This is a genomic window from Tetragenococcus halophilus subsp. halophilus DSM 20339 (assembly GCF_003841405.1).
Classification (GTDB): domain Bacteria; phylum Bacillota; class Bacilli; order Lactobacillales; family Enterococcaceae; genus Tetragenococcus; species Tetragenococcus halophilus.
The window spans coordinates 171,406-185,967 of record NZ_PXYA01000003.1 but is presented as its reverse complement, the minus strand read 5'-3'; the positions used below and the strand labels follow the sequence as shown (position 1 = coordinate 185,967).

Here is a 14,562-nt window from a genome sequence, read left to right as displayed (position 1 = left end):
TCTGCTATTTTTGTTGTTGCGCATACAATTTATTATCATACATTTTAAAGAATGGATAATAAATAAGAATAGAAACGGCCAAATTAATAAAGGCAATTAACACACCACGAAAATCGCCGCCGGTCCCTAAAAATGCGCCCACTCCAACAGGAGAAATCCAAGGTATACCGGAAATGATTTTGTTGACCAAATCTACTGAAGCAGAAAAATATGAAATAGTTACATTAATGATAGGTGTTACTATAAATGGGATCATCAAATAAGGGTTATAAACAATAGGAGCACCGAAAATAACTGGCTCATTGATATTAAACAGACCTGGTAAAATCGCTGCTTTTCCTAGTACTTTCAATTGATCTGATTTGGCATTAAAAACCATCAGCAAAACCAGGCCTAATGTGCTGCCAGCGCCACCTAGAAAAATATACATATTGACAAAATCGCCAGCAAAAATATTGTTAGTGCCATTAATATTTTCGGTTAGAGCTACCAGCAAAATAGGATTAATAAAGCTGTTTTTGATAATAGCAGTACCATGCACTCCTACCACCCATAGTAAGTGAATTAGTAACATAATGACAACAATTCCTAACCAAGAACCGGTCAATCCTTTTACGAACTCAAACGGCTGAGTTAAAATCGCATGTAAATCGGTATGGAAAAAAGCTAAAATACCATTAATGATAACCATAGTAAACGCGATAAAAATTGCTGGTACTAAAGAAGCAAATGCTTTGCTAACACCATCAGGTACGCCTTCAGGCATACGAATGGTAATATTTTTTATTATACACAAGCGATAAATCTGTACCGCCAAAATGGCTGTTAAAATTCCGATAAAAATCCCCACACCGCTAAAACGTGTAACCCAACTATCAAGCGCTACGCCGTTATAGATAATTGACTCTTCAGCATTATTTTGCAGCAACTGGGCTTGTCCGTTTTGAATATCAACTTGAACAATCGTTAATAAAAATGCGAATAGCCCTAAAATTGCGCCGACAAAACTACTCATTTGTTTTGCGGTATCTTGCCGATAACTTTCTGTTAAATAAAAAGCTGTAGCCAAAGCATAAAATATCGCAATCGAGTCAATCGACATGGTTGTAACCACGCTGTAAAGCGGGGACAATTTTAGCACCGTTTGTTCAAAAAAAGGTGCTAAAGGTGGTATGATTTGTGGTAAATTATTTATAATTAAAAAGATCGAACCAACAATGGTAAAAGGAACAGTTACTACACCTGCTTGCATAATGGCTTGTATGACACGTAAATTAGCTAATCTATTAAGCGGTGGCATCAGTTTGTTTTCTAAAAATGTAAACACTACATTCATTAATTTCACCGGCTTTCTGCTGGGATTTTATTTGTTTGGATTAATTTTTGATACCAATAAAAGCTGTCCTTTTTATAACGCGCAAGCTGTTTTAATTCTTTTTCTGTTCTGTCAACATAAATAAAACCATAACGCTTGCTGATCCCTTCATGGACACTAATCAAATCGATCGCTGACCAAGGACTATAACCAAATAAATCAACACCTGCTTCGATAGCTTCTAGTGCTTGTTCAAGATGTTGTTTCAAGTAATCAATGCGGTAAGGATCATGAATTTTTTTATCTTCCGTTAAATCATCTTTGGCTCCCAGACCGTTTTCAGTGATAATGATTGGCAAATGATAGCGATCATAAAGTGTTTGTAGGGTAGTCTTAAAGCCATCTGGGTCAATCGTCCAATTAAATTGGTTTTTCTTAAGATAAGGATTAGTGACGCCCTTGTAAAAACCCCAATCCATTATATCTTCACTTTGTTGATCACTGATTCCTTCACTCATATTATTTTTGTCCATTGGTTTTTCTACAGTCATTGTTGTATAAAAATTCATAGCAATAAAATCTGGAAAATTTTCTTTCATTACAGTTTCGTCTTCGGGTGAAAAAGTAATAGAAATATTTTTTTGTTTTAAATAGTCCTTAAAAACTGTATTGTAACGACCAAAACAAGAAAAATCGAGATAAGCCCAATTTCGTACACTATTGAAATATAAGGCAGCCTGATTATCTAACGGTTTACTTGTCGCTGGATAAACCAATGATATATTAGGCACAGGCCCTATTTGTCCATTGTCTACTAGTTCATGGCAAAACTTAAAAGCGTATTTTTCTGCCATCATCAAATGATGGAATTGCTGATATTTTTCTTTTATAGGAATTTGTTTTCCTAAAATTTTTTGATCAACCAGTAGCATGATATTTGGTTCATTGATTGTTAACCAGTATTTGACCTTGTTACCATAGGCTTTAAAAACGGTTTGTGCATATTCTTTAAAGGCATCAACCGTTTTACGATTGGACCAACCGCCCATATCTTCTAAGGCTTGTGGTAAGTCAAAGTGGTTAAGTGTGACCATAGGTTGGATATTATGTGCTAAACATTCATCAATAACACTTTGATAATGATCGATACCTGCTTGGTTGATCTCTTTGCGACCTTGAGGAAAAATACGGGCCCAAGAAATTGAAAAACGAAAAACTTTGACACCTAGTTCTGCTAATAACTGAATGTCTTCTTTATAATGGTGATAATGGTCACTTGCTACTGTGAAATTGGCAATTTCATGATTATCGCGTATCCTAGTATCTTGGACAGTCAATCCTTTACCATCGTTTTTATAAGCACCTTCTGTCTGGTGTGCGCTGATTGACGCTCCCCATAGAAAATTATTCGGGAATTTATATGACATAAAAAACTCTTCTTTTTCAATTTAAAAATCTATTAATAAGTATACTAATTTCTGTGAAAAATTTCTATGATTGGACTTTAAGAATAAATGCTTGTCCTTTATATAAATTCTGAGTTAAAGATTTAAAAAAGTTCGAATAGGATTTGCTCAAATTGTGGTTTTTTTAAGCAAAATTGCGTATAATAGTAAGTAGTGAATTTTGAAAAGAGGTGGCGAATTTGGTTTATCAAGCACTTTATCGCGTATGGCGTTCGCAACGATTTGATGATGTAATTGGTCAAGAAGCAATCACTCAAACCTTAAAAAACGCGATTACGCAAAGTCAAATTTCCCATGCTTATTTGTTTACAGGACCACGAGGCACGGGAAAAACTAGTGCTGCAAAAATTCTTGCTAAAGCCGTGAACTGTCCTAATAGTGTAGATGGGGAACCTTGTAATGAATGCGAAATTTGTCGTTCAATTACAGACGGTACTCAAGAAGATGTGATTGAAATCGATGCTGCTAGTAATAACGGTGTTGAAGAAATTCGTTTGATTCGTGAGCGGGCAAATTATGCTCCCACTCAGGCTCAGTATAAAGTCTATATTATTGATGAAGTTCATATGTTATCTACGGGAGCTTTCAATGCTTTGTTAAAAACCTTGGAAGAACCCAAAAAAAATGTGATTTTCATCTTAGCCACAACAGAACCTCATAAAATTCCAGCAACCATTATTTCTAGAACTCAGCGTTTTGATTTTAAACGAATTGATACAAAAGATATTGTAGATCATTTAGCATATATTTTAGAAAAAAATGAACTCAGTTTTGAAGATGAAGCATTAAATGTTATTGCACAAGCAGCTGAAGGCGGTATGCGTGATGCTTTAAGTATTTTAGATCAAGCTATTTCCTTTAGTGATGATACCATTACATTACAAGATGCTTTAGAAGTAACAGGTAGTCTGACTTATGATATGATGGACCGTTTTATTTTAACTTGTAAACAAGAAAATACAGCGGAGTGTTTAAGTTTGTTAGATGAAATGTTAGCTTCAGGCAAGGAGGCAAGGCGGTTATTAGAAAACTTACTGGTTTATTGTCGTGACTTATTGATTTATCAAAAAGCACCTAAACTATTAGCTGAAAAAGCCCAGCATTTTACAGCAACATTTAAGCAATCTGCAGAAGAAATTTCTGCCCAACAAATTTATTCTTGGATTCATATTTTAAATCAGACACAAAATGAAATACGTTTTACCACAAGTCCTAGAATATATTTAGAAGTTGCCACTGTAAAGTTGTCTGAAGGAAATTCTACTGAAAATAGTTCTTCGGTTGATGCTACTACACAGCCAGATGATACTCAAGAGCTAGTAGGGTTAAAAGAGCAAGTAACTGCATTGCAACAGGAAGTTAATCAGTTAAAGAATCGTTTGGAACAACCGCAACAACAAGTCCAAACAAAGACACAACAGCAAAAAGAAAAAAAAACGGCGTCTACTGGTTATCGTGTGCCTAAAAAACGAGTATTTAAGGTTTTAAAAGAGGCTAGGAAAAAAGACTTAGTGAATGTCAAAGAAGTTTGGGAGGATCTTTTAGCAAGTTTGAGTGTAACACAAAAGGCGATGCTAAGAGCAAGCCAGCCCAAAGCTGCTAGTCCTAATGGATTGGTCATTGCTTTTGATTATGAAATTATTTGTAAAAAAGCAGCAAACGATCAGGATTTTGTATTAGCTGTACAAAATAATATTAGTCGTATGATTTCGGATTATGTACCGGATTTAGTCTACATTACTGATGAAAGTTGGCCTACTTTACGACAAGAATTTCTTTCTGGTCATAAAGATGAAGCAGATGAAGATGAACTGACTGAACAGGAAGAATCAGAAAGCACTACAACTGATGAACAAAAGGAAGATTTAGCGGTTTCTAAAGCGCAAGATTTGTTTGGTGAATTAGCAACTATTAAAGAAGATTAGAAAGTGAAGTGAGGATATATGAAAGGCATGGGTAACATGCAAGGCATGATGAAACAAGTACAAAAAATGCAAAAAGACATGGAAAAAGAGCAAGAAGCGTTAAATAAAAAAGAATTTAGCGGAAAAGCGACGAATGATTATGTAAAAGTCACAGCAACTGGAGATCGTACAATTAAAGATGTGCAGATTAAAGAAGATGTCATCGATCCAGAAGATCCAGAAATGTTACAAGATTTGATTGTAACAGCTGTAAATGATTGTTTAGAAAATATTGATAAAGAAACAAAACAGACGATGGGCAAATATACACAAAACATTCCAGGAATGTAAAAAATGACTCTTTGTAAGTCGATGCCTATTTTTCTGATTTGTTAATAAAGGAGTCTTAATTGTGCAATATCCAGAACCTATTGCTCGTTTGATTGCAAGTTATATGAACTTACCAGGTATCGGCCAAAAAACAGCGACACGTTTAGCTTTTTATACCATTGATATGAAAGATGAGGCAGTAAATGACTTTGCTAAGTCTTTATTAAGTGTTAAACGTGATTTAACTTATTGCAGTGTCTGTGGGAATATTACTGAAGATGACCCCTGCGAGATATGTGCAGATACAACGCGAGACCGTTCATGTGTGCTCGTAGTAGAAGAGCCTAAAGATGTGATGGCTTTGGAAAAAATGAAAGAATACCAAGGACTTTACCATGTTTTACACGGAGTGCTTTCTCCGGTGGAAGGTACAGGGCCTGAAGATATTAATATTCCTAACTTGATCAAGCGTTTAGAAAATGAAGAAATAAAAGAAGTAATTATTGCTACTAATGCTTCTACAGAAGGTGAAGCTACTGCGATGTATCTTTCACGTCTGATTAAGCCAGCGGGGATTACAGTCACACGGCTTGCTCATGGCTTGTCTGTTGGAAGTGATATTGAGTATGCTGATGAAGTGACTTTATCAAAGGCAGTAGAAGGCAGAACAGAATTATAAAAAATTGTAGGCAAAAAGGAGGAACTAGGGTGGATGGGCTATTCATAACAATTGAAGGACCAGATGGCGCCGGCAAAACTAGCGTACTTAATGAATTATTTCCGCGCTTACAATTTGCATCCGAGAAAGAAATGATCAAAACAAGAGAGCCAGGGGGCGGAAAAATTGCGGAAAAAATCCGTGATCTTATTTTAGATCCAGCTTATGGGGAAATGGACGATCGTAGCGAAGTATTGCTTTATGCTGCGGCACGTAGACAACATATTGTTGATGTCATTTCTCCGGCTTTAAATAATGGGAAAATTGTCTTATGTGATCGTTTCGTGGATAGTTCTATTGCTTATCAAGGTGCGGGTCGTCGTGTTGGGATAGAAGAAGTCGCTCAAATTAACCAGTTTGCGACAGAAGGGCTCACTCCTGATTTTACGCTGTATTTAGATGTTGATTCAGACACCGGATTAAAGAGAATTCAAAGATCTCGAGGATATCAAGTTGACCGATTGGAGTCAGAAGGGTTAGAATTTCATCAAAGGGTCCGTCATGCCTATTTAAAATTAGTTGAACAAAATTCAGCTCGGGTACATAAAATTGACGCCAGAACTGGTTTACAAGATGTAGTTGACCAAAGCTTTTCAGCAATCAGTACAGCTTACCCAGATTATTTTAAGGAGATGGTAGAATGAAATTAGTATTAGCGATCGTTCAAGATAAAGATAGTAATCGTTTGGCTAATGAATTTATTGAAGCAAACATTCGAGCGACAAAATTGTCATCTACTGGCGGTTTTTTGAAAGCAGGAAACAGCACTTTCATTATTGGGGTAGAAGATGAACGAGTGGAAAAAACTTTAGGCTTAATTAAAAAAACTTGTCAGTCAAGAAAGCAATATGTCTCCACACCTCCAATGACGTTAAATGTTTCTTTGGAAGGTCAAGTACCATATCCTGTAGAAGTGGAAGTTGGTGGCGCTACAGTATTTGTTTTACCTATTGAAAAATTTCAACAATATTGAATTGTCAAGCGGTTATCAGTAGAAAAAACAAGGAGAATTTAAATGGGAGAAGAAAATTTTTTAGCCCAAAGTCAGCCTCTTGTTTATTCGCAAATGAAAAAAAATGTAGAGCATGAGCGTTTGGCTCATGCTTATATTTTTGAAGGAGATAGTGGTTCTGGAAAACACGATATGGCGTTATGGTTAGCCAAACGTTTATTGTGTTTAAACGTCAATGAGAATCAACCTTGCGAGCAATGTGTCAATTGCATGCGAATCAACGAAGGAGAACATCCCAACGTTCAATTGATTGAACCAGAAGGGCAAACAATCAAAGTTAATCAAATACGTCAACTCCAAGAAGAGCTTTCAAAGAGCAGTTTTGAAAAGGGCACGCAAATATCTATTGTGCAAGAAGCTGATAAAATGAATCCGAGCACAGCAAATAGTTTGTTAAAGTTATTAGAAGAGCCAGTGGGTGATTCAATAGCTATTTTAGAAACAAACGTTTTAGGCCAAATTTTACCGACAATTCAATCGCGTTGCCAAATTGTTCATTTTACGCCCTTAGCAAAGGAACATTTAATCAAACGATTAGAAGAAAAAGATTTGGGGACAAATACAGCCAATCTGATTGCTAATCTAACCAATAGTTATGATAAAGCAGTTGAAATCTCTGAAGATGAATGGTTTAATGAAACTAGGAAAATCATAGCTAAGTGGTTTGATTACCTTAAAAAAGGAGATCCGCAAGCTTTTATTTTTGTGCAAAAAAAGATCACTGCTCAAGCAAAAGAAAAGCAGCAGCAAAGTATGATTTTTGCCATGCTGTTAGTTTATTTTCAAGATGAACGAAACCACTCGTTAGAAGATAAACAAAAGACACAAAGGAACAATAAAATACTTGAGTTGATTTTACAAGCGCAAAAGAAATTAGCTGCTAATGTAGCCTTTCAAGGCATAGCTGAGCAATTAGCTTTACGAATCATTGACTAGTTCCTTAAGAAAGGATGAGCAACGTGATCAATGTAGCAGGCGTTCGTTATCATAAGGCTGGCCCTATTGACTATTTTTCAGTAGGAGATGAAAATCTCTTATGTGGCGATAAAGTTTTGGTTGAAAAAGAGCATTTAAAAGCGATTGCTAATGTTGTAGTTGGCAATAAAGAAATGACAGAAAAGGATTTGCCAGATGAAATAGGATCAATCTTACATAAAGCGACTAAAGAAGAATTATCACAAGATATGAAAAATAGAATGGACGCTCAAAAAGCACTAAAAATCGGAAAGCAAAAAATAGATGAATATCGAATTGATATGAGATTAGTTGACGCTGAATATACTTTTGAACGTGATAAAATAATCTTTCGTTTTACTGCAGATAAACGAATCGATTTTAGAGGGCTTGTTAAAGAATTGGCAAGTGTTTTTAAAATGAGAATTGAATTACGTCAGATAGGTATAAGAGATCAGGCAAAAATCATCGGTGGAATTGGTCCTTGTGGTCGGCAGTTATGTTGTTCTACCTTTTTAGGGGAATTTGTTCCTGTTTCAATTAAAATGGCTAAAGATCAAGGTCTTTCTTTGAATCCAAGCAAAATATCAGGCCTATGCGGACGTTTAATGTGTTGTTTAAATTATGAAAACGACGAATACGTACAGGCTAAAAAAGAATTGCCTGATTATGGTAGGGTAGTTATGACACCTGAAGATAAGGGACAAGTCGTTGGACTTAATTTATTAAGTCGTGTGGTAAAGGTTCGTCTAAAAAGTCAACAACTTCCTGTAGAATATGATTATAAAGAATTGAAAGAAACGCTTAAAGCAGGTGATGCACATGTCGATGGATAAACGTTCTTTGTATGATGGATTAAATGAATTTGATGAAGATTTGCAAAAACTATCACAAAATTTGATGGAAATGAAGGATTCTTTACAAGAATTGGTTGAAAAAAATGCAACACTAGAGTTAGAAAATCAACGGTTAAGAGAACGTATCCATGAATTAAGTCAGCAAGATGCTAAACTTCCAGAAAAGGAAAAACAAGAACTTTCACGATCACGTTTAAATCTTGAAAAAATTTATGAAGAAGGTTTCCATGTTTGTTATGATTTATATGGTGCAAGACGTGAACATGATGAACCTTGTGCCTTTTGCTTGGAAGTTATTTACCGTGATAGTAGCAATAAATAGGAATTGACTGGATCATTTTTTGATACCCAGTCTTTTTTTATAAAAAAATTTAGTGGAGGCAAGTATTGAAAAAACAAAAAAGTTATAAAGATGAGCTAGGGAAATTATATCTTGTGCCAACGCCCATTGGCAATTTAGAAGATATGACTGTACGTGGTGTGAAAATATTAAAAGAGGCTGATTTAATTGCTAGTGAAGACACACGTAACACACAAAAGTTATTAAACCATTTTGCAATTGAAGTTGCTCAAAAAAGTTTACATGAACATAATTACAAACAGCGCATTCCCGAATTTTTGAAGTTATTAAAAAAAGGACAGACGATCGCACAAGTAAGTGATGCGGGTATGCCTTCTATTAGCGATCCCGGACAAGAATTGGTAGCTGCTTGTATTCAAGAAGGGATTTCTGTGATTTCTTTGCCTGGTTCAACAGCAGGACTAACAGCTTTGATTGCTTCTGGATTAAACGCGCAGCCTAATTATTTTTATGGTTTTTTACCACGTAGAAAAAAAGACCAAAAAGCAGAATTAAAACAATTGGCGACAATAAAGGCGACAATGATTTTTTACGAATCCCCTTATCGTTTAAAAAATACTGTTTTAAATATGAATGAAGTATTTAATCCCCAAAGAAAAGCTGTTATTTGCCGAGAGTTAACTAAAATCCATGAAGAATATCTTCGTGGAACCTTAGCTGAATTAAAGGAATATTTAACTGAAAATACACTGAAAGGGGAGTGTTGTCTCCTGATTGAAGGTCAGTCGGAACAAGAAGTCGATATATCACTGCCACAAGCCCCTTTAAAAGAACAAGTAGAACAGTTCATCGCTACAGGTCTTAGACCTAATGATGCAATTAAAGAGGTAGCTAAACAAAATAATTTAAAAAAACAAAAGGTCTATAATGCCTATCACGAATTAAATAAATAGAACAATTTGCAGGGGAACGTTCGTTTGAGTATAATGGAATTGAGGTGGGGAAGATGAACGGCTTACAATTTCCATTAAAAAATGATACTTCGCGTAAAGTTATCCATATTGATATGGATGCTTTCTTTGCTTCAGTTGAAGAAAGAGATAACCTAAAATTAGCCCAGTATCCACTCGTGATCGCTCGCCATCCTAAAGATACTGGTGGGCGTGGTGTTGTGACAACTGCGAATTATAAGGCGCGTAAATATGGCATCCATTCAGCAATGAGTGCACAAAAAGCTTATGAATTATGTCCCCACGCGACTTTTGTTCCAGGGAATCATCAAAAATACCGAGAAATTTCCCAAAAAATACGTGAAATTTTTCATTGTTATACTGATATCATCGAACCTGTGTCAATCGATGAAGCATATTTAGATGTGACAAATAATAAAATAAATAGTAGCTCAGCGATAAAAATCGCTAAATTGATTCAACATGATATATGGCAAGAAGTTCATTTAACTTGCTCAGCTGGTGTCAGTTATAACAAATTTTTAGCCAAATTAGCTTCAGATTATCAAAAACCAAGAGGATTGACGGTAGTTACGCCGGATGAAGCTGTTGAGTTTTTGCGCGATTTACCTATTGAAAAATTTCACGGTGTTGGCAAAAAAACAGTACCTAAAATGCACGAATTAGGAATTTATACAGGAAATGATCTTTACCAAAAAAGTGAAATGGAATTAATCCAGATTTTTGGGAAAATGGGATATTCTCTTTATCGGAAAGTTAGAGGTATCCATAATTCTCCTGTTCAAGTCACTAGAGAACGTAAGTCTGTTGGACGTGAGCGAACTTACGGTAAAGCTTTAACGAGTGAACAAGAATGCTTATCACAGCTAAGAATTATGGCAGAGCAAGTAACAGAAAGTTTAAAAAAAGAGCAAAAGCATGGAAAGACAGTTGTATTAAAATTACGTTATTCTGATTTTGAAACCATCACTAAACGCGCGACAGTCCAAGAATATATTTACCAAAAAGATGATATTTTTTCGCAGGCAAGTTTAATCTTTGAAGAAGTGGCTCAAGTGGAAAAAGGGGTGCGACTTTTAGGGATTACAATGACGAATTTAGACCCGTTAACGTATGAGAATATTGTCCTTCCTTTATGGGAAACAGGCGATCCTTATAAATAAATAGATAAAATACCATTTTTTCGTTATTTCGTTAAATTAGAATAGTCCAAACAAATTTTTAAAAATTGAGGTAACCGTTCTAATGAAGGAAAAAATAATGCTCTATTTACGATTCATGTGGGTATTAGATCGCTGTTTCCAAGATTTTCGTATTAAAAGGGGTCATTTGAGGAGTTTGACGCAGAAGTGAGGCTAGGCTTTTTGTCCCAGCCTCTTCTTATACGTGTTTATTTTTCATAGGCGATAATTTTTAAATTTTGCAGCTTCTTCTGGTAGTGTAGTTAAAATTAAGTATAACCAAAAATCAATTGGATGCTTTTGAAGTTGTAATTCAGCATTTAAATCAATATCGTCAAATAGTAGTTTAACTGCTTCTAATAATGGCATTACGTTGACTTGGGCTGCGAATAACCTTGGAAAGGTATGAATTATTTTAATAAAGAATTCACTCAGTAGTTGGCGTTGAGGAAATCTTCTCAAAGAATTATCTTGGTCGATCAATCGATTAGCAAAATGTTCGTTCGTTTCTCCTTTTAGCTGGTGTGCAGAATAAAACTCAGGCGTAGGTCGATCATTACAAGATGAGTAAAGTTTAGTCACAAGTTCTAATAGATTTTTGCGGAACCAATGCATTAAATACTTTTCCCATTGTAGTTTGTCCATTTGTTCAATAATGGTTGGGGAAATTAAATCGAAAAGCTCATTAGCAAGTAGAATGTCTAAAATGTAACCATCTTTAGCAGGAACCAGCATAGTAATGAAAAGGGAGGGCAAGTTGCTGAAAAAATTTTCTTGTTCTTTTTCATCAACCACAATAGGATATTTTTTCTGAGTTCTAATGTCTTCGAAATAAACCCGATTTTCTAATTTCGTCGGTCGAAATTGACTGATCAAATAATTGTCCGGCCAGGTAGAAAGGATCTGTTTTCCTTCCGCAAAAGGGTACCATTCCAACAATTGTTGAAATACTTTTTTTCCTAGAGGATTTGTAAGGACATAGTAAGCACGTGTCATTTTGCAATACATTCGATAAGGTTCCCGGAACAACATATAGCGATTTACAGCACTTATTTCGTTATATGGATAATAAAATTCTTGAATGAAATCGGAGGCTTTATCTGGCCAAGGTGTATTTTTTACATGTTCTAGTAATTCAGCTATTGTAGTTAAAAAGAATTGATAATTATTAACAGTTGCATCATCATCAATAATCCCTTTTATCTCATTAAAAATAAGATCAAGTGCATCCTCTGAAGTTTTATTTGGCGTTAGTCGTTTTTTCTCTTTCTTTGTTTTTTGCATAGAAACCACCCTTTCGGCTATTTTTTTCATCATAGCATGAAGGAAAGAGAGATTCTCTCATAAAGCAAAGCAATTTTTGGCAAAGATCAAGCGTATTGTTTTAATGAATGATATTAAAAAGTGAATCATTTAAAAACAAGAGACTGGATCCTAATTAAAAGCAAAATAAAATACCGAACTATAGAAAGATTTCTCCTGCGGTTACTTATCGCAAACTTAGGGTAAGCAGCAGATCTTAACGAATATAGTTCGGATGTTTTATTAGCAAAGGAATTTATGTCCTAGCCCTATTTTAGATTAGATTTTGTTTTTTTATTTGTTCATATTGGGTATCAGCGTCATGACATTTTTCCCAGATAACTGCTTGTCCAATTTCCAATGACTTTGCTACATCAATAATTCGCTGATTGCTGCTGCCACGAAATTGTAAATTTAGATTTTTTTTACTCAATTCAAAGCGTCCATCTACTAAGATATCTATTTTTGCAAGCATCTCCAGCTTATCATCAGTATCTTGCAATAATTCTTCAAAAGTATAACCTGACCAGCTCCAGATATCTTTTTTATTACCGTAAACTTCTTTAGTATGGTTGATAACTTGCAAGCAAACTTCGGTATTTAAAAAAGGTTCCCCTCCTAAAAGCGTCAATCCTTGTACATATTCGGGTGCGAGATCCTTGATAATTTGTTCTTCTAGTTCTTGGGTGAAAGGTTGACCATAACGAAAGCTTTGGACAGCTTTATTAAAACAACCTTCACAGGCAAAAAGACAGCCACTTACATATAGGCTATTTCTTACGCCCTCACCATCAACAAAATTGAAGGGTTTATAATCTGCGATATAATTTTTACTATAGTCTTTTGCTTGCCATTCTTTAGGTTTTGGGTTACGCAATATAGTCCTCCTTTAGCAAATAATTTATTCATTTCCCATCACTAGTGGTGCATGAAACATTTTAAATTAGCTCTTTATGTTTCACACTATTTTCATTCATAAAAAAATCCTTTATACTGAGCTTGGATGACTTATCCAAGACCAATACAAAGGAACTTAATATGGATAAGTATAAAACAATTTCAGCTTTTAATAAATGGTTTTCGAACATAAATTTCAAAAAATTACCTTTTTCTATTCGTGAGAAAATTTCTCAAGCCGACAAGTATCATAAAAAATTTGCTTTTGAACACTTTTTGAAGGTGTTTCTCTATGGCATCGATCATGAGTGTGAAAGTTTACGTGAAATGGATACGGCATTTGTTTCCCCTGATCTACAACAGACCATGGCGTTAGATGCCATCAGCCATTCGCAGCTTTCCCGTGAGCTCGCCCAGATGGATGACGAAATTTTGTGGGCGATTTTCGCACAGTTACTGGAAAAAGCACGGTCAAAAACACCGGTGACTAAACGAAATGCGCTCTATCTCGTGGATTCTTCTACCTTTCCGTTAAATACCACTCGATATCCTTGGGCGGACTTTCGCTCAACCAAAGCGGGGATCAAGCTTCACTTAAAACTTTGTTTTATGGATAAAGAACACTTGTATCCGGATCAGTTTGAAGTCACGAATGCGGTTGAACATGATGACAATCACTTAGAAGTTTTTGTCAATCAACCGGAAGCGACCTATATCTTTGACCGTGGTTATATTGATTACGAGCGACTGGATGAAATGGAAGCCGATGGCTATTTTTTCGTCACAAGAGTGAAGAAAAACACCAAAATCCATGTCAGAGAAACTTATGATACTTCTCAGAGTAAAAACATTTTGCGTGACCAAATGGTGGTGTTAGGTACGCAGGTTTATTTAACCTCCCCGTTTCGCTTAGTGACGATTCAGGATGAAAAGGGAAAACAATTACGTTTTGTCACTAACCGTTTTGATGTGACCGCCCAAGAAGTGGCCGACATGTACAAAGCTCGTTGGCAAATTGAACTATTTTTTAAGCACATCAAGCAACATATGACGATAAAAAAGCTATTTTCCCACAGTGAAAAAGGGGTAAGCAATCAAATCATTCTCGCCATGATTGCCAGTCTACTGACGTATTTACTCAAAGTGGAGACAGGAAGTAAGAAATCTCCTTTTCAAATCAAGCGTCTATTGAAACACTTGCTTTTTCAACCTTTTGAAGAATTATGGGTGTTGCTCGTTCCTACGTGACGAAATAGCATTTGTCGTTGTTGCAATAGTATTCAGATAAATAATGAAAATTTTTTTCTGGAAAAGTCATCCTTTGCGCAAGCATTTGATTTTTTTGTCATTTTTT

The 14,562-nt window shown here is 35.4% G+C and carries 15 protein-coding genes; 11 read left to right on the top strand and 4 right to left on the bottom strand.

Annotated elements, in window-relative coordinates; genetic code table 11:
- Window positions 1–4 precede the first annotated feature (4 nt).
- Window positions 5–1,336: a PTS transporter subunit EIIC gene (locus tag C7K42_RS10630; protein ID WP_014124096.1), complete on the bottom strand. Its 1,332-nt coding sequence runs from the start codon at window positions 1,334–1,336 to the stop codon at window positions 5–7.
- 5 nt (window positions 1,337–1,341) lie between these two features.
- A complete protein-coding gene (locus tag C7K42_RS10625; protein WP_014124097.1) occupies window positions 1,342–2,742 on the bottom strand; it encodes a glycoside hydrolase family 1 protein in 1,401 nt (466 codons plus the stop codon).
- 218 nt (window positions 2,743–2,960) lie between these two features.
- Here C7K42_RS10625 and dnaX point away from each other — a divergent pair, with 218 nt between their 5' ends.
- From dnaX to dinB, 10 genes are all read left to right on the top strand, one after another.
- A complete protein-coding gene (gene dnaX, locus C7K42_RS10620; protein WP_041591769.1) occupies window positions 2,961–4,706 on the top strand; it encodes a DNA polymerase III subunit gamma/tau in 1,746 nt (581 codons plus the stop codon).
- 18 nt (window positions 4,707–4,724) lie between these two features.
- Window positions 4,725–5,036, top strand: coding sequence for a YbaB/EbfC family nucleoid-associated protein (locus C7K42_RS10615; protein WP_014124099.1), 312 nt, complete (start codon window positions 4,725–4,727; stop codon window positions 5,034–5,036).
- Window positions 5,037–5,097: 61 nt separating this feature from the next.
- Window positions 5,098–5,694: a recombination mediator RecR gene (gene recR / locus C7K42_RS10610; RefSeq protein WP_014124100.1), complete on the top strand. Its 597-nt coding sequence runs from the start codon at window positions 5,098–5,100 to the stop codon at window positions 5,692–5,694.
- Between the two features lie 29 nt (window positions 5,695–5,723).
- Window positions 5,724–6,377 carry a dTMP kinase gene (gene tmk, locus C7K42_RS10605; protein WP_014124101.1) on the top strand — a complete coding sequence of 218 codons (654 nt, stop codon included), beginning with the start codon at window positions 5,724–5,726 and terminating at the stop codon, window positions 6,375–6,377.
- A complete protein-coding gene (locus tag C7K42_RS10600) occupies window positions 6,374–6,706 on the top strand; it encodes a cyclic-di-AMP receptor (RefSeq protein WP_014124102.1) in 333 nt (110 codons plus the stop codon). The genes tmk and C7K42_RS10600 overlap by 4 nt, the downstream gene beginning before the upstream one ends.
- Before the next feature lie 42 nt (window positions 6,707–6,748).
- Window positions 6,749–7,681 (top strand): DNA polymerase III subunit delta', encoded by a 933-nt coding sequence (gene holB / locus C7K42_RS10595; RefSeq protein ID WP_103099878.1) that lies wholly within the window; start codon window positions 6,749–6,751, stop codon window positions 7,679–7,681.
- Window positions 7,682–7,704: 23 nt separating this feature from the next.
- The gene (locus C7K42_RS10590; protein WP_014124104.1) at window positions 7,705–8,535 is read left to right on the top strand and encodes a PSP1 domain-containing protein; all 831 of its coding nucleotides are present in this window, start codon (window positions 7,705–7,707) and stop codon (window positions 8,533–8,535) included.
- Window positions 8,528–8,878: a DNA replication initiation control protein YabA gene (locus C7K42_RS10585; RefSeq protein WP_014124105.1), complete on the top strand. Its 351-nt coding sequence runs from the start codon at window positions 8,528–8,530 to the stop codon at window positions 8,876–8,878. The genes C7K42_RS10590 and C7K42_RS10585 overlap by 8 nt, the downstream gene beginning before the upstream one ends.
- A 65-nt stretch (window positions 8,879–8,943) precedes the next feature.
- On the top strand, window positions 8,944–9,810 hold the full coding sequence (gene rsmI / locus C7K42_RS10580) for a 16S rRNA (cytidine(1402)-2'-O)-methyltransferase (protein ID WP_014124106.1): 867 nt from the start codon (window positions 8,944–8,946) through the stop codon (window positions 9,808–9,810).
- A gap of 53 nt (window positions 9,811–9,863) precedes the next feature.
- On the top strand, window positions 9,864–10,991 hold the full coding sequence (dinB, locus tag C7K42_RS10575) for a DNA polymerase IV (protein WP_103083636.1): 1,128 nt from the start codon (window positions 9,864–9,866) through the stop codon (window positions 10,989–10,991).
- 234 nt (window positions 10,992–11,225) lie between these two features.
- Here dinB and C7K42_RS10570 read toward each other — a convergent pair whose 3' ends face one another.
- Together C7K42_RS10570 and nrdG are read right to left on the bottom strand one after the other, a co-directional pair.
- Window positions 11,226–12,293: a hypothetical protein gene (locus tag C7K42_RS10570; protein WP_041591772.1), complete on the bottom strand. Its 1,068-nt coding sequence runs from the start codon at window positions 12,291–12,293 to the stop codon at window positions 11,226–11,228.
- Between the two features lie 292 nt (window positions 12,294–12,585).
- Window positions 12,586–13,188, bottom strand: coding sequence for an anaerobic ribonucleoside-triphosphate reductase activating protein (nrdG, locus tag C7K42_RS10565; protein ID WP_014124109.1), 603 nt, complete (start codon window positions 13,186–13,188; stop codon window positions 12,586–12,588).
- A gap of 161 nt (window positions 13,189–13,349) precedes the next feature.
- On the opposite strand from nrdG, the gene C7K42_RS10560 reads away from it, so the two are divergent.
- On the top strand, window positions 13,350–14,456 hold the full coding sequence (locus C7K42_RS10560) for an IS4-like element ISTeha5 family transposase (protein ID WP_014123848.1): 1,107 nt from the start codon (window positions 13,350–13,352) through the stop codon (window positions 14,454–14,456).
- The last annotated feature ends 106 nt before the right edge of the window (window positions 14,457–14,562 follow it).

What these genes read in the sequence shown, in the direction of transcription:
- holB (WP_103099878.1), top strand. Translation starts at nt 6,749, where the DNA reads ATGGGAGAAGAAAATTTTTTAGCCCAAAGTCAGCCTCTTGTTTATTCG.
- C7K42_RS10625 (WP_014124097.1), bottom strand. Translation starts at nt 2,742, where the DNA reads ATGTCATATAAATTCCCGAATAATTTTCTATGGGGAGCGTCAATCAGC.
- dinB (WP_103083636.1), top strand. Translation starts at nt 9,864, where the DNA reads ATGAACGGCTTACAATTTCCATTAAAAAATGATACTTCGCGTAAAGTT.
- C7K42_RS10570 (WP_041591772.1), bottom strand. Translation starts at nt 12,293, where the DNA reads ATGCAAAAAACAAAGAAAGAGAAAAAACGACTAACGCCAAATAAAACT.
- C7K42_RS10560 (WP_014123848.1), top strand. Translation starts at nt 13,350, where the DNA reads ATGGATAAGTATAAAACAATTTCAGCTTTTAATAAATGGTTTTCGAAC.
- C7K42_RS10615 (WP_014124099.1), top strand. Translation starts at nt 4,725, where the DNA reads ATGAAAGGCATGGGTAACATGCAAGGCATGATGAAACAAGTACAAAAA.
- C7K42_RS10585 (WP_014124105.1), top strand. Translation starts at nt 8,528, where the DNA reads ATGGATAAACGTTCTTTGTATGATGGATTAAATGAATTTGATGAAGAT.
- C7K42_RS10600 (WP_014124102.1), top strand. Translation starts at nt 6,374, where the DNA reads ATGAAATTAGTATTAGCGATCGTTCAAGATAAAGATAGTAATCGTTTG.
- C7K42_RS10630 (WP_014124096.1), bottom strand. Translation starts at nt 1,336, where the DNA reads ATGAATGTAGTGTTTACATTTTTAGAAAACAAACTGATGCCACCGCTT.